Genomic DNA, 18,165 nt, shown 5'->3' with positions numbered 1-18,165 from the left:
ACCGCCCCCCTCGTCCTTTGGTAGACTCCCGGCAAATGCCCGATGAGTTGAGGCTTTTCCTGAAGGAGCGCTTCGGCGTCCAGGGGCCTCTGTCCCCGGGGCGTTTTGAGGCGGAGCTCGCCAAGCGTCTGGGAAGCCCCGCCCGGCGCGCTCCCCTCCTCAAGGCCTGGCGGGCCTATTTGGCCCAAGGGGGGAGGGAGGCGGTGCGAAGTTTCTACCGGGAGGTCCTCAAGGTCCCCAAGGGGGAGGCCCTGGTCTACGGGATGCACCTCCCCCACCTGGAGTTCTACGCCAAAGAGCTTCCCCCCCGGGTGGAGGGGCGGGTCCTCGAGGTGGGGGCCTTCACCGGGGCTTTGGTGGGCTTCCTGCAAAGGAAGCGGCCCGACCTGGAGTGGCACGCCCTGGACGGCGTGGAGGAGGCGGTGGAGGTGGGGAGAAAGAGGGTGCCGGAGGTGGTCTGGCACCTGGGCTGGGCGGAGGAGGTGGAGCTCCCTCCTTTTGACACCCTGCTCCTCCTCTCCGTCTTCCCCGAGGGGCTCGTGGACCAGGGCCTGGAGAGCCGCCTGGCGCCCGAGGCCTTCTGGAAGCGCTTCGCCTTCTTTGAGCGCCTCCCCCTCTTCGCCCGCCTCCTCCGCCCCGGGGGGCTTCTCGTCTACGGCCACGGGCCTTTTTTGGGCAAAAGCCCCGAGGGGGTGGAGGAGGGCCTTAGGCGCTTGGGGTTTGACCGGGTGGAGCGGGTGGGGGAGGGGGAGTACTTCCTCGTCCTCGCCCGGAAGCCCGAGGCCCTGGCGGCGGTGCGGCTGGAGGAGCGGGAGGCCCCGTCGCCGGAGGAGGCGGAGGAGGTGGCCGTGGCCTTGGAGGAGGCCCGGGCCCTCCTGGAGGCGGGCCGCTACGCCGAGGCCCTCGCGCTCCTGCCGGAGGAGGCGGAAGGGGAGGCGGCCTACCTCCGGGGCCGGGCCCTCTTCGCCCTCTCCCGCCACGCCGAGGCGGAGGAGGCTCTTAGGCGGGCCCTTTCCGAGGAGGCCGAGGACCTCAGGGCCTTGGCTTTGGTGGAGCTCGGGGAGTACGAGCGGGCGAGGGGGCGCCTCGAGGCCCTGGCGGTGCGGGGCGGGCGGTACCGCCTGGCCCTGGGCCGGGTCTACCTCGCCCAAGGGCGGTACGCCGATGCCCTGCGGCAGTTCGTGGAGTCGGGTCTTCCCGAGGCCGACCTCTACACCCGGGAGACCCTGGAGCGCATCACCGAGAGGATGCGCCGCTTCGCCCGGGAGGGGGAGTGGGCGGAGGTGAGCCGCCGGGCGGAGTTCGTGGAGGACCTTTCCCCGGGGCTTCTCACCCGGGAGATGCTCCGCCTGGGCCTCAGGGCCGCCCTGATCCAGGGGCTTTTCGCCCGGGCGGAGCGGTACGCCCGGAGGCTTGCCGACCTGGACGAGGCCGAGGGGTTCTTGGGGCTCGCCCTCGCCGCCTTGCGGGTGAAAAGCCCCCTGGAGCTCCGCGGGGGGGAGGACCTGAAGGCGGTGGAGCCCTACCTCACCGAGGCCCTGAGCCGGGCGGAGATCCCCGAGGCCCTCCTCCTCCTCGGGGTCCTAAGGGAGAGGGAAGGGCGGTTCCGGGAGGCCCTCCACCTCCTGGAGCGGGCCGCCTTCCGGGGGGAAGGGGAGGTGGCGGGGATGGCCTACCACCACCTGGCCCAGGTGAAGCGGGCCTTGCGGCGGCCCCTCAAGGAGGTCCTCGGGGACCACAAGCGGGCCCACGCCCTAAGGGCCTACCCCGCCCCCTACCTCTTCCGCCTGGCCCAGGAGGCCTTGGAGGGGGGGGAGGAGGTGCTGGCCCGGGAGCTCCTCTCCCGGGCGCGGGACGCGGGGCTGGAGGCGGTGGCCGAGGAGGACCTCACGGGCCTCATCCACCTCCTGGAGCGGCTGGAGGGGCCGTGGGCCGCCTTCAGCGTCCTCTACCAGGCCCTAAGCCGCACGCCCCAGCCGCCCCTGGAGCTCCTCGCCTTGGCCTACCGGCTCTCCCGGGCCTTCCGGGAAAGCCCCGAGGCCGAGACGGCGCGGGGCCAGTACCTGGCCGCTCTTTACGCCGCGGGGCGCGCCGAGGAGGTGGGCCGCCTCCTGGAAGAGGAGCTCAAGGCCCACCCCCAGGCCCTGGAGGTCCTTTTTGACCTGGCGGAGCATCACGAGGCCCAGGGGGACTGGCGCCGGGCGGCGGAGTTCTGGCAGAAGGCCCTGGAGGTGGCCCTTTATCGGGAGAAGGACCTGGCCTTGGCCCGGGAGATCCTCAGGAACCTCCTCTTCCTCCGGCCGCACGACGAGAGCCTGGCCCTCTACCTGGAGGAGCTAAAGGCGGTGGGCGAGGGGCTGAAGGCCTTGGGGGAGGAGGCGCCCCACCTGCCCGAGGCGCCCCGGGACCTTCTGGAGGAGGACCTGCCCCGCTTCCACGGGGAGCACCTTGTGGTGGTGGGGGGGCACACCCAGCTCAGGAGCCGCCTCGTGCCCTTCCTGGAGGGGCGGGGCCTTAGGGTGGACTGGTACGACGCGGACACCGTGGGGGTGGGGAAGGAGGCCCTAAGGCGTATCCTGAACCGCCTGGAGAAGGCCCACGGCCTCATGATCGTTTCCAGCTACGTGGGGCACGACCTCTCCGAGCCCGTGCGCCTCGAGGCGGAGCGGCTTGGGGTGCCCGTCCACGTCATCCCCGGCCGGGCCCGGGGGACCACGGGGTTTCTCCGGGCCCTCAAGCAGTTCGCCCCGGAGGTCCTCAAACGGGCCCTGAAGGGGGTAGAGTAGGGGGGTATGGAGGCGCTCAGGCTCGGCTTCTCCCCCTGCCCCAACGACACCTTCATCTTCTACGCCCTGGTCCACGGCCGGGTGGAAAGCCCCGTTCCCTTGGAGCCCGTCCTGGAGGACGTGGAGACCCTGAACCGCTGGGCCCTGGAGGGAAGGCTTCCCCTCACCAAGCTCTCCTACGCCGCCTACGCTCAGGTGCGGGACCGGTACGTGGCCCTAAGGAGCGGGGGGGCCTTGGGCCGGGGCGTGGGGCCCCTCGTGGTGGCCCGAGGCCCCCTCCAGGCTCTGGAGGGCCTGAGGGTGGCGGTCCCGGGGCGGCACACCACCGCCTACTTCCTCCTCTCCCTCTACGCCCAGGGCTTCGTCCCCGTGGAGGTGCGCTACGACCGCATCCTCCCCATGGTGGCCCAAGGAGAGGTGGAGGCGGGGCTCATCATCCACGAAAGCCGCTTCACCTACCCCCGCTACGGCCTCGTCCAGGTGGTGGACCTGGGGGCCTGGTGGGAGGAGCGGACGGGCCTCCCCCTGCCCTTGGGGGCCATCCTCGCCCGGCGCGACCTGGGGGAAGGGCTTATCCGGGCTTTGGACGAGGCGGTGCGGCGAAGCGTGGCCTACGCCCTCGCCCACCCCGAGGAGGCTTTGGACTACATGCGGGCCCACGCCCAGGAGCTTTCCGATGAGGTGATCTGGGCCCACGTCCACACCTACGTCAACGCCTTTAGCCTGGACGTGGGGGAGGAGGGGGAACGGGCCGTGGCCCGCCTCTTCGCCGAGGCCGAGGCCCGGGGGCTTGCCGCCCCCAGCCCCCGGCCCCTTTTCGTGTAAACTCGGGCCATGCTCCAAGGACTGAGCCTCGAGGCCCGCCAAGAGGCCCTCAAGGTCTTCCGTCCTTTGCGCTTGAGGCGGGGGGCGGTCCTCTTCGCCCCCGGGGACCCCGTGGACGGGGTCTACCTGGTGCGCCAGGGCCTCGTCGGGCTCCACCGGCCGGGGCCGGGCCTGGAGGAAGGGGTCTTGGACGTGGTGGGGCCGGGGGGGGTCTTTGGGGAGGAGGCCTTGGGGGGGGAGGCGAGGCGGCGCGCCGGGGCCGAGGCCCTCACCTACGCCGAGCTCTACTTCGCCCCCCGGGAGGGCTTGGCCGCCCTAAGGGCGCGCTTCGCCGAGGTAGAGGCCTTTTTCCTTCAGGCCCTTTACGGGCGGCTCTGCTCCTTGGAGGAGCGGCTTTGGGAGGCGCGCCACCTCTCCGTGGCCCAGCGCCTGGCCCGCCTCCTCCTCCGGATGGGGGAGGACGGGGTCGCCCCCTTCTCCCACCAGGACCTGGCCCGGATGGTGGGGGCCTCCCGGGAGACGGTCACCAAGCTCCTCGGGGAGTGGGCGCTGAAAGGGTGGGTGGACCTGGGCTACCGCAGGGTGGAGGTCCTGGAGCCCAAGGCCCTTGCCCGCCTTGCCGAGGAACTTTAGGCTTTAAAGCATGGAAGCCGCCTGTCTGGTCCGCAGCCTGGGCCTGCCGCAGGGGGAGGAGGCCCTGAAGGCCCGCCTCCGCCGCCCGGGCCACCCCCGGTTGCGGGAGGCCCTCGCCGCCTACCTGAAGCGCCTTCAGGCCCCCGAGGAGGCCTTCCGGGCCCTGGAGCGCCTCGAGGTGGGGGCGGTGGTCACGGGGCAGCAGGCGGGGCTTCTCGGTGGGCCCGCCCTCACCTTCTACAAGGCCCACACCGCCCTCTGCCTCGCCGACCGGGCGGGGGCGGCCGGGGTGTTCTGGGTGGCCTCCCAGGACCACGACGTGGAGGAGGTGCGCCACCTCCACCTGCTCCGGGACGAGGTGCCGGAGACCCTCTCCCTGGACCTCCCCCCTTTGCCCTCGGGCAGGATCCCCCTGGCCCCTCACCGCGAGCGCCTCCGCGCCTTCTTGGGGCCTTGGGCCAAGGACTACCGCCTGGGCTACGCCCTGGAGGCGGAGACGCTTTCCGAGTTCTTCGCCCGCGTCCTCCTCGCCTTTCTCGGGGAGCGGGGGCTTGTGCCCTTTGACCCCATGGCGGAGGAGCTCGCCCCCCTCTTCCTCGAGGCCCTGGAGCGGGAGCTTTCCGACCCCTTGGGGAGCGCCGAGGCCATCAACCGGGAGGCGGAAAGGATCCGGGCCCTTGGGGGGAAGCCTCCCCTTAGGCGCAAGCCCGGGGCCACCAACCTCTTCCTGGAGACGGACCAAAGGCGCCTTCTCTTCTACGAGGGCGGGGCCTTCACCGACGGGGTGCGGCGGTACACGGCCAAGGAGCTTTGGGAGATCGCCCGGGCCGACCCCTCCCGCCTGACCCCGGCGGCGGGGCTCAGGCCCGTCTTCCAGGACCTGGTCCTGCCCACGGCGGGCTTCGTGGTGGGGCCCAACGAGCTCCGCTACGTGGCCGAGCTCTCCGGGGTCTACGCCCGCTACGGCCTCGCCATGCCCGCCCTCTTCCTGCGGGCCTTCGGGGTGGTGGTGGAGCCGCCCGTCCGGCGCATCCTGGAGAAGTACCGCCTGGACCCCTGGGCCTTCGTGGACGAGGGGGAGGCGGCCTTCCTCCGGGCGGCGGAGGCCTGGCTGGCCCCTTTTCGCGCCTTCCGGGACCGGGTGGAGGGGCTTTTGCAGGAGGCCTCCCGGCTTGTGGAGGAGGCGGAGGCCCTGGAGCCCAACCTCGTCCGGCCCCTCCGGCGTTTCCGGGCCCGGGTTGGGGGGGAGGCGGAGCGGCTTAGGCGGAAGCTCCTCGCGGCCCAGGCGGCCCGGGACGAGGTCCTCGCCCGCCACCTCGGGCGGCTTAAGGTCCACCTCCTCCCCTTTGGGCTTCCCCAGGAGCGGGTCTACCCCTACGCCATGTACGCCCTGCGCCACGGGGAGGCCCTGAGGCGCCTGGCCGAGGCCCCCTGGGAGGGGAGGGTGGCCCTTTACCTCGGCTGAGGAAGGGTTAGGATGTTCGGCGAAAGGAGGCGGGGTTGAAGCGGCTTTGGGCGTGGGTAGGGCTATTGGCCTTGGTCCTGGCGGCGCTGGGGCAGAAGGCCCCGGGCCTCGAGGCCCTCCTCGTCCGGGTGCTCCTCAAGGAGGTGGAGCTGGGGGAGGAGGTGCGGCTTGCCCTCCCCACGGGGGAGGTGGCCCTCCGGGGCCAGGCGGAAGGGGTGGTGGTGGAAGGGCGGCTCCTCCCCTCCTGGGCGGTGGAGGGGCCCTACTTCGCCTTGGAGAAGAGGCCCTACCGGGGAGGGCTCGTGGCCCGGGTGGAGGGGGGGCGCCTCCTCCTCGTCAACGTCCTTCCCCTGGAGGACTACCTCCTCGGGGTCCTGCCCGCGGAGATGCCCGCCTCCTTCCCCGAGGAGGCCCTGAAGGCCCAGGCCGTCCTGGCCCGCACCTTCGCCGTGCGCCGGCTCAACCCCTTGGCCCCCTACGACCTCTGCGCCACGGAGGCCTGCCAGGTCTACCTGGGGCTTTCCGCGGAGACGCCCCGGCACGAGAGGGCGGTCCGGGCCACGGAGGGGCGGGTGCTGAGCTACGCCGGGCAGGTGGCCTCGGCCCTCTACCACGCCGACTCCGGGGGAATGACGGCGGGGAGCGAGGAGGTCTTCCGAAAGGCCCTCCCCTACCTCCGCCCCCGGCCCGACCCCTACGCCAAGGGCCCCAAGAGCGTCTGGCAGCAGGCCGTGCGCCCCGAGGAGGCGGCCCGGGCGCTCCGGGCCTTGGGCTACGCCCCGAGGGGGGACGACCCGCCCCAGGTCCTGGAGAAAAGCCCTTCGGGGCGGGCCTGGCGGGTGCGCCTCCTGGGGGTGGAGGTCCGGGGCCCCGAGGCCCAGCGCCTGCTCCGCCTCATGGGCCTGCCCTCCGCCATGGCGGAGTTCCAGGGCTGGCTCGCCCTGGGCCGGGGGGCGGGGCACGGCGTGGGCCTCTCCCAGTGGGGGGCCAAGGGGATGGCGGAGCGGGGCTACGGCTACCGGGAGATCCTGGGGCACTACTTCCCGGGCACCCTCCTCTCCCCCCTCGAGGTGGCGGCGCGCTAGGGCCGTGTGGCTCCCCACGCCCTTAGGTCCCCTGTGGCTGGAGGTCTCGCCCCTGGGGGTGCGCCGCCTCGAGCCCGCCCTCTACCCCCGGGGTCCGGAGGCCGAAGGGGCGCTGGCCCTTAGGGTGCGGGAGGCGGTCCAGGCCTACTTCGCCGGGGAGCGGCCCGACTTCCTGGACCTCCCCCTGGACTACACCGGCCTCTCCCCGGCCAGGCTCCGCCTCTACGAGCGGGTCCGCCTTGTGCCCTACGGGCGGACCGTGAGCTACGGGGCCTTGGGCCGGGAGCTCGGCCTCTCCCCCAGGGCGGTGGGGGCGGCCCTTAGGGCCTGCCCCTTTTTCCTCCTCGTCCCCGCCCACCGGGTGATCCACGCCGACGGGCGGCTTGGGGGGTTTCAGGGGCAGGAGGGGCTGAAGCTTTGGCTCCTCCGCTTTGAGGGGGCCCTTTAGGCCTCCCGCCACAGGGCCAGGGAGAAGGGCGGAAGCACGGGGCCGCAGAGCCTCCCCCCCTGGGGCGTGCAGACCTCCCCGGAGAGGAGGTCCACCGCCCTTCCCCCCCGGGGGAAGACCCCGTGCAGGGGGAAGTCCTGGCGGAAGGGGTGGGGAGAGGCGTTCACCACCGCCAGGTAGGGCCCCCGGGCGAAGGCCAGGTGGCCGTCCTGGGCGTAGATCCGCAGGTAGGGGGCGGTGCGGAGCGCGGGGTGTTCCTTCCTGAGCCGGGCCAGGCGCTTGACCGTCTCCCGGAGGTCCTTCTGCCAGCGGGCCTCCTCCCAGACCATCCCGCCCCGGTTTTCCGGGTCCTTGCCCCCCGCCATCCCCACTTCCTCCCCGTAGTAGACGGTGGGGTTCCCCGGGAGGAGGAAGAGGAGGGCCAGGGCCAGCCGGGCCCGCTCCACGCTCCCCCGCATCAGGCTGAGGAGCCTGGGGGTGTCGTGGGAGGTGAGGAGGTTCATCTGGGCCCGGACCACCTCGGGGCGGTAGCGGCCGAAGAGGTCCTCCAGCCGATGGCTGAAGGCCAGGGCCTGGAGGGGTTCTATGCGGCCTAGGCCCGTTTGCGCCGCGAGGTCCCGGTCCAGGGCCTCCCCGCCCACGAAGCCCAGGACGGCCCGGGCGAGGGGGTAGTTCATCACCGCGTCAAACATGTCCCCCTGGAGCCAAAAGTCCGCCTCCTCCCAGATCTCCCCCACGATGTAGGCCTCGGGGTTCGCCCCCTTGACCCTTTGGCGGAACTCCCGCCAGAAGGTGGGGTCGGGGATTTCGTTGGGCACGTCCAGACGCCAGCCGTCTACGCCGAAGCGGATCCAGTGCTCGGCCACGGCGAGGAGGTATTCCCGCACCGCCGGGGTCTCCACCTTGAGCTTGGGGAGCTCGGGGTTGCCCCACCAGGCCTCGTAGTTGGGGTGGGCGGTGTAGGCCTTTAGGGGGAAGCCCTTGACGTGGTACCAGTCCCGGTAGGGGCTTTGCTCGCCGTTTTCCATGAGGTGCTGGAAGGCGAAGAAGCCCCGGCCCGTGTGGTTGAAGACCCCGTCCAGGATGACCCTCACCCCGTGGGCGTGGGCCACCTCCAGGAGGTGCCTTAAGGCCTCGTTTCCCCCCAGGATGGGGTCTACCTGGAAGTAGTCCACGGTGTGGTAGCGGTGGTTGGCGGTGGAGGCGAAGACGGGGTTGAGGTAGATGGCCTCCACCCCCAGGTCCAGGAGGTAGGGGAGCTTCTCCGCCACGCCCCAAAGCGTCCCTCCTTTGAAGCCCCTGAGGGTAGGGGGGGCTTCCCAGGGCTCAAAGGGCCCCGCGGGGGCGGGCCTGCCCGGCGGGCCTGCGCGGAAGAAGCGGTCGGGGAAGATCTGGTAAAAGAAGGCGCCTTCGTACCATGCCATGCCTCCGAGTCTAACACCCCGGTCCTGTGGTATCCTCTCCCGGGTGAAGGGGATGCGGGGCCGCCTTTTCGTGATGACCGGGGCGAGCGGGGTGGGCAAGGGCACGGTGCGGGCGAAGGTGCTGGAGCGCACCCGGCTCTTCTACTCCATCTCCATGACCACCCGCCCCCCCCGGCCGGGGGAGGTGGACGGGGTGGACTACTACTTCGTGGACCGCCCCACCTTTGAGGCCCTCGTCCGCGAGGACGGCTTCTTGGAGTACGCGGAGTACGTGGGCCACCTCTACGGCACCCCCAGGGCCCCGGTGGAGCGGGCCTTGAGCCGGGGGGAGGACGTCCTCTTGGAGATTGAGGTCCAGGGGGCGCTCCAGGTGAAGCGGGCCGTGCCCGAGGCGGTCCTGATCTTCCTCCTACCCCCCTCTCTCTCCGAGCTGAAGCGCCGCCTGGTCTACCGGGGCAAGGACAGCCCCGAGAAGATCCAGAAGCGCCTGGAGCAGGCGGAGTGGGAGATAAGGAACGCCCACCTCTTTGACTACGTGGTGGTGAACGACGTCCTCGAGGAGGCCGTGGCCGACTTCCTCGCCATCCTCACCGCGGAGAGGCGGCGGAGCGGGAGGATGGGGGAGGCTTTGGAGATGGCCCTGCGGCGCGATTTGGCCCTCGAGGCCGAGCTGGACGAGATCCTAAGGAGGCGGTATGGCGGAACCGGGCATTGACAAGCTCTTCGGCATGGTGGACTCCAAGTACCGGCTCACCGTGGTGGTGGCCAAAAGGGCGCAGCAGCTCCTCCGCCACGGCTTCAAGAACACGGTCTTGGAGCCGGAGGAGAGGCCCAAGATGCAGACCCTCGAGGGGCTTTTTGACGACCCCAACGCCGTGACCTGGGCCATGAAGGAGCTCCTCACGGGCCGGTTGGTCTTCGGCGAGAACCTGGTGCCCGAGGACCGGCTCCAAAAGGAGATGGAGCGGCTCTACCCGGTGGAGCGGGAGGAGTAGCGCGCCGTGGCCCGGGTCCTGGTGGCGGTGACGGGGGGGGTGGCCGCGGTGAAGGCCCCCCACCTCCTCCGCCTCCTGCGCCGGGAGGGGCACGAGGTGCGGGCCCTCGCCACCCCCAGGGCCCTGGAGTTCGTCACCCCCCTCTCCCTGGCCGTGGCCTCCGGGGGCGAGGTGGCCACGGAGGAGGCCTGGTTCCGGCCCGACGGGAGGGCCCTCCACATTGAGCTCGCCCGCTGGGCCGAGGTGGTCCTGGTGGCCCCCGCCACCGCCGACGCCCTGGCCAAGGCCGCTTTGGGGCTCGCCGACGACCTCCTCTCCGCCACCCTCCTCGCCGGGGCCAAACGGGTGGCCTGGGCCCCGGCCATGAACGAGGCCATGTGGCTCGCCCCCCAGACCCAGGCCCACGTCAGGCGGCTGGAGGAGCTGGGGCACGCCTTCTTCGGCCCGGCCTACGGCCCCTTGGCCGCCGTGGGGGAGGGGGAGGGATGGGGGCGGATGCTGGAGCCCGAGGAGCTTGTGGAGCGGTTACGGGCTTTCCTCGCGCCCAAGGACCTCTCGGGCCTCCGCCTCCTCGTCTCCGCCGGGCCCACCCGGGAGTACCTGGACCCGGTGCGCTTCCTCTCCAACCCCTCCTCGGGCCGGATGGGCTACGCCGTGGCCGAGGCCGCCCGGGACCGGGGGGCGGAGGTGGTCCTGGTCTCCGGGCCCACCGCGCTTCCCGACCCCTGGGGCGTGGAGGTGGTCCGGGTGGAGAGCGCCCTGGAGATGCGAAAGGCCCTCCTGGACCGCTACCCCTGGGCCCAGGCGGTGGTCATGGCCGCCGCGGTGGCGGACTACCGGCCCGCCGAGACCCTAAAGGACAAGGAGCCCAAGGCCGAGGCGGAAAAGCTCCTCCGCCTCGTGCCCAACCCCGACATCCTCCGCGAGCTCGGGGAGAGGAAGGAGGGGCGGGTGCTCGTGGGCTTCGCCATGGAGACCCGGGAGGGCCTGGAGCGGGCCCGGGGGAAGCTCGCCCGCAAGAACCTGGACCTGATCGCCTTGAACTACGTGGGGCGGGAGGGGGTGGGCTTCGGGAGCCCCGAGAACGAGGTGACCCTGATCCTGCGGGACGGCCGGGTGGTGGAGCTTCCCCGGCTTTCCAAGCGGGAGGTGGCCCACCGTATACTGGATTTCGTCAAGGAGCTCTGGAAGCGATAGGAGCCGCGTATGGGCAACAAGGCGGAACGGCACCGCGCCATCCAGGAGATCGTCCGCCGGGAGGAGATCGGCACCCAGAAGGAGCTGGTGGAGAGGCTGCGCCAGCTGGGGTTTGAGGTGACCCAGGCCACGGTGAGCCGGGACATCGCCGAGCTGGGCCTGGCCCGCATCGCCTTGGGCAAGGGGCGGCACCGGTACGTCCTCCCGGCCGCGGACCTTCCCGAGAACGCCTACGAGGAGCTCAAGCGCCAGTTCGGCCTCTTCGTGCGGGACGTGGACCGGGGAGGGAACCTTCTCGTGGTGAAGACGGCGGAGGGGCACGCCTCCGGCATCGCCTACCTCCTGGACCGCCTCCGCCGGGACGAGATCGTGGGCACCTTGGCCGGGGACGACACCATCCTCGTGGTGGCCCGAACCGAGGAGGCGGCCCAGGCCCTCGAGGACGAGTTCGCGGGCCTGCTCGTGGAGGGAAGGGCCCTGCGGCGGGCGCTTTCCGGTTCCTAGGGTGCTGGAGCTCTTTCTCAAGTCCTTCCTGACCCTCTTCGTGGTCATGGACCCGGTGGGGCTCGTCCCCGTCTTCGTGGCCTTGGCGGGGGACCGCCCCCACCGGACCCAGGTCCTCATCGCCCGCAAGGCGGTCCTGGTGGCGGGGGGGCTGCTCACCTTCTTCTACTTTTTCGGGCGGGAGCTTCTGGGGCACCTGGGGATCTCCCTCGAGGCCCTGCGCATCGCGGGCGGGGTGCTCCTCTTCCGCATCGCCACGGAGATGGTCTTCGCCCACCACGAGCGGGAGACGGAGGAGGAGCGGGACGAGGCCTTGAGCCGGGCGGACATCTCCGTCTTTCCCCTCGCCATCCCCCTCATCGCCGGGCCTGGGGCCTTGGCCAGCGTCCTGGTCCTGGGGGCGGAGGCCAAGGGGGTGCCCTACGGCTTCGCCGTGGTCCTTTTCACCGCCTACCTCGTCCTCTTCCTGGCCTACCTCTTCCTCCGGGGGGCCACGGCGGTGCGCCGGGCCCTGGGGCGGACGGGGGTGAACGTGGTCACCCGCGTCCTGGGCCTCCTCCTCGCCGCCCTGGCCGTGCAGTACGTGGCGGACGGGGTGAAGGGCCTCCTCTAGACCTGGAAGACCCCGATGCGGAAAGGCTCCCGCTCCGGGTTCAGGGCGCAGGCCTCGAGGGCCTTGATGAGCCACTTCCGGGTCTCGTGGGGGAAGATCACCCCGTCCACCCAGAGCCTGGCGGCGGCGTAGCGGGGGTCCAGGGTCTCCTCGTAGCGGCCCTTGATGCGCTCGTAGAGCTCCTTGAGCTCCTCGTCCGAGGGCTCCTTCCCCTCCCGCTTGAGCTTCTCCACCTCAAGCTCCAGAAGGGTCTTCGCCGCCTGGGCCCCGCCCATCACGGCGTACTTGGCGCTGGGCCAGGCGAAGAGGAACCGGGGGGCGTAGGCCTTGCCCGCGAGGGCGTAGTTCCCCGCCCCGAAGGACCCCCCGAGGATCAGGGTGATCTTGGGCACCACCGAGTTGGAGACGGCGTTCACCAGCTTCGCCCCCCGCCTGATGATCCCCGCCTGCTCCGACTCCTTCCCCACCATGAAGCCCGTCACGTCCTGGAGGAAGAGGAGGGGGATCCCCATCTGGTTGACCTCGAGGATGAACCGGGCCGCCTTGTCCGCCGCCTCGGCGTAGATGACCCCGCCCACCTCAATCCGCCCCCGCTTCTTGAGGACGAGGCGCTGGTTGCCCACAATGCCCACGGGGTACCCCCCGATCCGGGCGAAGCCCGTGACCAGGGTCTCCCCGTACCCCCCCTTGTACTCCAGAAACTCCGAGCCGTCCACGATCCGGGCGATCACCTCCCGGAGGTCGTAGGGGCGGGAGCCGTCGGGGGAGACCAGGCCGTAGAGGTCCTCTATGGGGTAGAGGGGTTCCTTGGGCGCTTTGCGCCCTTCCGCCCAAGGGGCGAGGCGGGGGGGCGGGTAGAGGGCGGCGAGCTCCCTTATGCGCGCCAAGGCCGCCTCGTCCGTGGGCTCGTAGAAGTCCACCGTTCCCGAGACCTCGTAGTGCATCCTCGCCCCCCCGAGCTCCTCGGAGGTGACCTCCTGGCCGATGGCCGCCTTCACCAGGGCGGGGCCCGCGAGGTAGAGGCCGCTTCCCTCCGTCATGATGAGGACGTCCGTCATCACGGGGAGGTAGGCCCCCCCGGCCACGCAGTTCCCCATGATGGCCGAGATCTGGGGGATCCCCAGGGCCGACATGCGGGCGTTCAGGTAGAAGATGCGGCCAAAGTCGTCCTGGTCGGGGAAGACCTCGTCCTGGAGGGGGAGGAACACCCCGGCGGAGTCCACCAGGTAGACCGTGGGGATGCGGTTTTCCAGGGCGATGGTCTGGGCCCGGATCACCTTCTTGGCGGTGATGGGGAAGAAGGCCCCGGCCTTCACCGTGGCGTCGTTGGCGACGATCATCCAGTCCCGTCCCGCGATGCGGCCGATCCCCGTGATCACCCCCCCCGCCGGGGCCCCGCCCCACTCCTCGTACATCCCCCATCCGGCGAAGGCCATGAGCTCGTAGAACTCCGTGCCGGGGTCTATGAGCTTTTGTATGCGCTCCCTGGCGGTGAGGCGGCCCTTCTTGTGCTGCCGCTCCACGGCCTTGGGGCCACCTCCCTGGCGCACCCTTTCCAGGCTTTCCCTGAAGTCCCGCACCAGGGCCACCCAGGCGTCCTTGTTGGCCTTAAAGGTGGGGCTTTCCCGGTCCTCCGGGCGCAGGGCGGTTTCCAGCATGGCCCGATTATAACGCTTTTATGCCTCTTCGTGAAAAAGCGTGGGGGCCCGGGGCGGGCAGGGCGTTTTGGCCTGGGACTGGGCCTGGCGCCTCGCCTCCCGGTCCACCCGTTCGTTCTCCGGGTGGCCCGTGTGCCCCTTCACGAAGTGGAAGCGCACCCGGTGGGGGGCCATGGCGAGGAGGAGGGCCTCCCAGAGGTCGCGGTTTTTCACGGGCTTGCCCTCCGCCGTCCGCCAGCCCCTTTTCCGCCAGCCTTCCAGCCAGCCCTCGGTGAAGGCCTTCTTGAGGTAGTGGCTGTCGGTGTAGAGGTCCACCTCGCAAGGCTCCTTGAGGGCCTTTAGGCCCTCTATGGCCGCCTTGAGCTCCATGCGGTTGTTGGTGGTGCAGGCCTCTCCCCCGGAGAGGAGCTTCTCGTGGGCGTGGAAGCGGAGGAGGGCCGCCCACCCCCCGGGCCCGGGGTTTCCCAGGCAGGCCCCGTCGGTGAAGAGGGCCACGCGTTTCCTGGGGGAGGGGTTCACGCCTCCTCCAGGCCCCAGATCCGCGCCGGGGCGAGCTCCACCAGGTTGCCGGCGGGGTCCTGGGTGTAGAGGCTCTTTCCCTTGGGCCACTCGGCCCACCACACCGGGTAGCCCGCCGCCTTGAGGCGCGCTTCCCAGGCGGGAAGCTCCTCCTCCTCCACTCGGAAGGCCACGTGGACGCTGCCTTTGGCCCCGTGGGGAGGGAGGTGGGTTTCCTTTGCCGTGAGCTTTGGGTTGAAGACCAGGAACACCCCCCGCCCGGCGCGGAAGAAGGCGTGCCGGGGCGGTTTGAACTGAAAGCAGGGAAGGCCCAAGACCCCTTCGTAGAAGGCCCGGGCCTTCTCCAGGTCCTCGGCGTAGACGGAAGTCTCCAGAACCTCCACTACTTGAGCCGGGCGATGAGGTCGGCCACGGGGATGGCCTCGAGGGTCATCGTCTTCACGCTTCCCCGGGAGGCCAGGTGGAGCATGGCCCGGGCCACGGTGGCGGCGTCCTCCGCCTCCACGACGTTCACGAAGTCGTAGGGCCCGAGCACGGCGTACTGGGCCACCACCCTGACCCCGAAGTCCCGCTCCAGCTCCTGGTTCACCTCCTTGATGCGCTCGGGGTTCTTCACCAGGGTCTCGGCTCCGTCGTCGGTCAGGGTGCTGAGGACGATAAAGGTGGGCATGGCTTGCCTCCTTTCCCCTCCAGTCTACGCCTCTTGGCCCTCCAGCTCTACCCCCGCGTAGACCTCCGCCACGGGCAGGCTCCCCTCCAGGCAGGGCAGGGGGACCTCGCCTTCCTCCGCCACCTGGTGGAGGATATCCCCCTCCTTCCGGTAGAGCTCCACCCGCCTCTCCCGGGCGCTCACCAGGAGGTAGCCCTCGAGGGAGGGAAGGGAGAGGTAGCGCCAGAGCTTCTCCCTGCGGTCCACCCCCTCCGTGGCGGGGGAGAGGACCTCCACCACCAGGCAGGGGGCCTCCTCGTAGAGGGGACTCTCCGGGGGTGGAGCGCAGACCGCCATGAGGTCCGGGTAGTAGAAGGTGGCCTCCCCCACCTTAAGCTTCATGTCGGCCACGTAGAGGCGGCAGCCCTTCCTGCGGGCCAGGGGGCCAAGGAGGAGCACCAGGTTGGTCACGATCAGGTTGTGGGCCCGGCCCGCCCCGGCCATGGCGTAGGGAACCCCCTCCACCAGCTCCCGCTTCACGGGGGAGGTGGCCTCCTCCCTCAGGTACTCCTCGGCGGTGAGCCGCCTGAGCCTTGCGGGTTCGCCCATCATTCCCACTCTATCGTGGCCGGGGGCTTGGAGGTGAGGTCGTAGACCACCCGTCCGATCTCCGGGACCCTGCGGGTGATCCGCCGGGCCGCCTCGTCCAGGAACTCCAGGGGAAGCCTCGCCCAGTCGGCGGTCATGAAGTCCTCGGTGGTGACGGCCCTGAGGGCGAGGACGTACCCGTACTTCCTTTCGTCCCCCGCCACCCCCACGCTCCTCACGGGCGTGAGGACCGCCAGGGCTTGGGCCACCTTCTCGTAGAGGCCCCACTCCCTGAGGAGGCTCGTGAAGATGTCGTCCGCCCGCCTCAGGATCTCCAGGCGCTCCTCCGTCACCTCCCCCAGGACGCGCACGGCGAGGCCAGGCCCGGGGAAGGGGTGGCGGAGGCGCAGGGTGTCGGGAAGCCCGAGGAGGAGGGCGAGCTCCCGCACCTCGTCCTTGAAGAGGAGGCGAAAGGGCTCTAGGAGCTCAAACTCCAGGTCCTCGGGGAGGCCGCCCACGTTGTGGTGGCTCTTGATCTTGGCCGCCCCGTGCCCCCCGGCGGACTCAATGACGTCCGGGTAGAGGGTTCCCTGGGCGAGGAAGCGGAAGGGGCCCCTCTCCCGGGCCACCTGGGAGAAGGCCGCCACGAACTCCCGCCCGATGATCTTGCGCTTTTCCTCGGGGTCCTCCACGCCCTTTAGGGCCTTCAGGAAGCGCTCCTTGGCGTCCACCACCAGGAGGTTCACCCCAAGGGCCCTTAAGGCCCCCTCCACCTCCTCCCGCTCCCCCAGGCGCAAAAGCCCGTGGTCCACGAAGACGGCCAGGTGGTCCACCCCCGCCTTGGCGAGGAGGAGGGCCAGGGTGGAGGAGTCCACCCCCCCGGAGACGGCGAGGAGGACCCGGTCCTTCCCCGCCCGCTCCCGCACCTCCCGGAGGAGTTCTTCCAGGACGTGCTCCGGGGTCCAGTCCCGCTTGACCCCGGCAAGCTCCAGGAAGTTCTCCAGGATCTGCATCCCCTTGGGGGTGTGGGCTACCTCGGGGTGGAACTGGACGCCGTAGGCCCGCCCGTCCGGGGAGGCGATGGCGGCCACGGGGTTCTCCTCCGTCTCCGCCACCACCCGCCAGCCCGGGGGCGGGGCGGTCACGGCGTCCTGGTGGCTCATCCAGACCTGGACCTCCCCCTCGAGGCCCCGGAAGAGGGGGCCCTCGTGGCGGGTGAGGAGGGCCTTGCCGTACTCGGCCCGGCCCGCCCGCTCCACCCGTCCCCCGAGCTCCTGGGCGAGGAGCTGCATGCCGTAGCAGATCCCGAGGAGGGGCAGGCCCGAGGAGAAGAGCCTGGGGTCGGGTCGGGGGGCGTCGGGGTCAAAGACGCTTCTCGGCCCCCCCGAGAGGATGAGGGCCTGGGGGCGGTGCTTGAGGACCTCCTCCAGGGGGGCGTCCCCCGGAAGGATGAGGGAGAAGGCCCGGAGCTCCCGGAGCCTCCTCGCGATGAGCCGCGTGTACTGGGAGCCGAAATCCAGGACCAGGACCACGCCAAGAGTCTACTACGCCTCCTGGAACCCAAGGGGCGGAAAAAGTCCGGGGGGCTTTGGAGCCTGGGCCTTTCCCTGCTCCCGTCCTGCCCCCGGGTGGTGTGTAATGGGGGCATGGCCGAGGTGGAGAGCTTCAGCCTGGACCACACCAAGGTCAAGGCCCCCTACGTGCGCCTGGCGGGGAGGAAGGCCCTCGCGGGGGGCGTGGTGGAGAAGTACGACCTGAGGCTTGCCCAGCCCAACCGGGAGGCCCTGCCCACGGGGGCCTTGCACACCCTGGAGCACCTCCTCGCGGGGTATTTGCGGGACCACCTCCCGGGGGTCATTGACCTCTCCCCCATGGGCTGCCGCACGGGGTTTTACCTGGTGGTGGAAGGCCCCGTGGGGGAGGAAAAGGTCCTCGAGGCCTTCGCCCAGGCCTTGAAGGACGTCCTCGCCCACGAGGGGGAGGTCCCCGGGGCGAGCTTCAGGGAGTGCGGCAACTACCGGGACCATGACCTTCCTGGCGCCAAGGCCTGGGCGGAGAAGGTGCTAAAGGCGGGGCTTAGGGTCCAGGCCACCGTTCCCCTGGAGGCGAGGTGACCGCCTTCTTCGCCGCCGAGCCCGAGGAGGCCTCCGCCCTCCGGGAGGCTTTGGGGGCGGGGGAGGCCTTGGAGGCCCCCTTCCCCCTCCACCGGGGCGAGGGGGTCTTGGTGGCGGAAACGGGCGTGGGCAAGGTGGCGGCCGCCCTGGCCGTGGCCCACGTCCTCACCCGCTTCCGCCCCTCGGAGAGCTTCTTCCTGGGGGTGGCGGGGGCCCTGGACCCTTCCCTCCGCGCCTTGGACCTCCTCCTGGCGGAGAAGGCGGTCCAGTGGGACGTGGACCTCACCCCCTTCGGCCGCAAGCCGGGGGAGACCGCCTTTGGGGTGGCCTTCTTCCCCTCGGACCCCGCCCTCCTCGCCCGGGCGGAGAAGGCCGCCCTGGCCTTGGGCCTTCCCTTCCGGCGGGGGGTGGTGGCCACGGGGGACCGCTTTCTGGCCCAAAGGGAGGAGGCGGAAAGGCTTCGCGCCCTCCACGGGGCGGACGCCGTGGAGATGGAGGGGGCCGCGGCCCTCATGGTGGCCTGGCGCTTCCGCCACCCCATGGTCCTCCTGCGCGTGGTGACGGACGGGGCCGGGGAGGGGGCGGCCTTGGACTTCCAGGCCTTTTTGCGGGAGGCCGCAAGGCGCCTTGGGCTCCTCGCCCGGGCCCTGGTAGAGTGAGGA

The 18,165-nt window shown here is 71.0% G+C and carries 20 protein-coding genes; 13 read left to right on the top strand and 7 right to left on the bottom strand.

The window, feature by feature from the left end; all coding sequences use genetic code 11:
* Positions 1-35 precede the first annotated feature (35 nt).
* From TTH_RS07945 to TTH_RS07920, 6 genes are read left to right on the top strand one after another with little or no spacing between them, the layout of a single operon-like run.
* Positions 36-2,786 carry a tetratricopeptide repeat protein gene (locus TTH_RS07945; protein WP_011228772.1) on the top strand — a complete coding sequence of 917 codons (2,751 nt, stop codon included), beginning with the start codon at positions 36-38 and terminating at the stop codon, positions 2,784-2,786.
* Positions 2,787-2,792: 6 nt separating this feature from the next.
* Complete coding sequence (locus TTH_RS07940; protein WP_011228771.1) at positions 2,793-3,611, top strand: menaquinone biosynthesis family protein; 819 nt, start codon at positions 2,793-2,795, stop codon at positions 3,609-3,611.
* Positions 3,612-3,620: 9 nt separating this feature from the next.
* Positions 3,621-4,244: a Crp/Fnr family transcriptional regulator gene (locus TTH_RS07935; protein ID WP_011228770.1), complete on the top strand. Its 624-nt coding sequence runs from the start codon at positions 3,621-3,623 to the stop codon at positions 4,242-4,244.
* A 10-nt stretch (positions 4,245-4,254) separates the two neighbouring features.
* Positions 4,255-5,709 (top strand): bacillithiol biosynthesis cysteine-adding enzyme BshC, encoded by a 1,455-nt coding sequence (bshC, locus tag TTH_RS07930; protein WP_011228769.1) that lies wholly within the window; start codon positions 4,255-4,257, stop codon positions 5,707-5,709.
* A gap of 35 nt (positions 5,710-5,744) precedes the next feature.
* A complete protein-coding gene (locus TTH_RS07925) occupies positions 5,745-6,794 on the top strand; it encodes a SpoIID/LytB domain-containing protein (RefSeq protein ID WP_164926061.1) in 1,050 nt (349 codons plus the stop codon).
* Between the two features lie 4 nt (positions 6,795-6,798).
* Entirely contained in the window at positions 6,799-7,242 is a 444-nt protein-coding gene (locus TTH_RS07920) for a DNA base-flipping protein (protein ID WP_011228767.1), read from the top strand.
* Here the strand turns inward: TTH_RS07920 and TTH_RS07915 are convergent.
* Positions 7,239-8,666 (bottom strand): glycoside hydrolase family 13 protein, encoded by a 1,428-nt coding sequence (locus TTH_RS07915; protein ID WP_011228766.1) that lies wholly within the window; start codon positions 8,664-8,666, stop codon positions 7,239-7,241. The two genes, TTH_RS07920 and TTH_RS07915, sit on opposite strands and share 4 nt — an antisense overlap.
* A gap of 52 nt (positions 8,667-8,718) precedes the next feature.
* On the opposite strand from TTH_RS07915, the gene gmk reads away from it, so the two are divergent.
* The 5 genes from gmk to TTH_RS07890 are packed head-to-tail and all read left to right on the top strand — an operon-like array spanning position 8,719 to position 11,975.
* On the top strand, positions 8,719-9,381 hold the full coding sequence (gmk, locus tag TTH_RS07910; protein WP_008633187.1) for a guanylate kinase: 663 nt from the start codon (positions 8,719-8,721) through the stop codon (positions 9,379-9,381).
* Entirely contained in the window at positions 9,362-9,661 is a 300-nt protein-coding gene (gene rpoZ / locus TTH_RS07905; protein WP_008633185.1) for a DNA-directed RNA polymerase subunit omega, read from the top strand. Before gmk ends, rpoZ begins: the two co-directional genes overlap by 20 nt.
* A gap of 6 nt (positions 9,662-9,667) precedes the next feature.
* The gene (gene coaBC / locus TTH_RS07900; RefSeq protein ID WP_011228764.1) at positions 9,668-10,858 is read left to right on the top strand and encodes a bifunctional phosphopantothenoylcysteine decarboxylase/phosphopantothenate--cysteine ligase CoaBC; all 1,191 of its coding nucleotides are present in this window, start codon (positions 9,668-9,670) and stop codon (positions 10,856-10,858) included.
* Between the two features lie 9 nt (positions 10,859-10,867).
* Positions 10,868-11,362, top strand: coding sequence for an arginine repressor (argR, locus tag TTH_RS07895; RefSeq protein WP_008633181.1), 495 nt, complete (start codon positions 10,868-10,870; stop codon positions 11,360-11,362).
* A 1-nt stretch (position 11,363) separates the two neighbouring features.
* Positions 11,364-11,975 carry a MarC family protein gene (locus tag TTH_RS07890; protein ID WP_011228763.1) on the top strand — a complete coding sequence of 204 codons (612 nt, stop codon included), beginning with the start codon at positions 11,364-11,366 and terminating at the stop codon, positions 11,973-11,975.
* Here TTH_RS07890 and TTH_RS07885 read toward each other — a convergent pair.
* From TTH_RS07885 to guaA, 6 genes are read right to left on the bottom strand one after another with little or no spacing between them, the layout of a single operon-like run.
* Positions 11,972-13,633, bottom strand: a complete 1,662-nt coding sequence (locus tag TTH_RS07885; protein WP_011228762.1) for an acyl-CoA carboxylase subunit beta — start codon at positions 13,631-13,633, stop codon at positions 11,972-11,974. The genes TTH_RS07890 and TTH_RS07885 overlap by 4 nt on opposite strands.
* An 18-nt stretch (positions 13,634-13,651) precedes the next feature.
* On the bottom strand, positions 13,652-14,152 hold the full coding sequence (gene rnhA, locus TTH_RS07880) for a ribonuclease HI (protein WP_011228761.1): 501 nt from the start codon (positions 14,150-14,152) through the stop codon (positions 13,652-13,654).
* Positions 14,149-14,535, bottom strand: a complete 387-nt coding sequence (locus TTH_RS07875; RefSeq protein ID WP_011228760.1) for a VOC family protein — start codon at positions 14,533-14,535, stop codon at positions 14,149-14,151. The genes rnhA and TTH_RS07875 overlap by 4 nt, the downstream gene beginning before the upstream one ends.
* Complete coding sequence (locus TTH_RS07870; RefSeq protein WP_011228759.1) at positions 14,535-14,822, bottom strand: glutamine synthetase/cystathionine beta-lyase binding protein; 288 nt, start codon at positions 14,820-14,822, stop codon at positions 14,535-14,537. The genes TTH_RS07875 and TTH_RS07870 overlap by 1 nt, the downstream gene beginning before the upstream one ends.
* A gap of 24 nt (positions 14,823-14,846) precedes the next feature.
* Positions 14,847-15,410, bottom strand: a complete 564-nt coding sequence (locus TTH_RS07865; protein ID WP_164926060.1) for a Uma2 family endonuclease — start codon at positions 15,408-15,410, stop codon at positions 14,847-14,849.
* Positions 15,410-16,921 (bottom strand): glutamine-hydrolyzing GMP synthase, encoded by a 1,512-nt coding sequence (guaA, locus tag TTH_RS07860; RefSeq protein ID WP_011228757.1) that lies wholly within the window; start codon positions 16,919-16,921, stop codon positions 15,410-15,412. Before guaA ends, TTH_RS07865 begins: the two co-directional genes overlap by 1 nt.
* Before the next feature lie 114 nt (positions 16,922-17,035).
* Between guaA and TTH_RS07855 the strand changes: the two genes are divergently transcribed.
* Both TTH_RS07855 and mtnN read left to right on the top strand, forming a co-directional pair.
* Positions 17,036-17,503, top strand: a complete 468-nt coding sequence (locus tag TTH_RS07855; RefSeq protein WP_011173597.1) for an S-ribosylhomocysteine lyase — start codon at positions 17,036-17,038, stop codon at positions 17,501-17,503.
* Entirely contained in the window at positions 17,500-18,162 is a 663-nt protein-coding gene (mtnN, locus tag TTH_RS07850; RefSeq protein ID WP_011228756.1) for a 5'-methylthioadenosine/S-adenosylhomocysteine nucleosidase, read from the top strand. Before TTH_RS07855 ends, mtnN begins: the two co-directional genes overlap by 4 nt.
* Positions 18,163-18,165 lie beyond the last annotated feature (3 nt).

Origin of the sequence: Thermus thermophilus HB8 (genome assembly GCF_000091545.1) — a bacterium.
GTDB lineage: Bacteria > Deinococcota > Deinococci > Deinococcales > Thermaceae > Thermus > Thermus thermophilus.
Note: the sequence above shows the minus strand (reverse complement) of the source record. Positions and strands in the feature narration are given on the sequence as shown.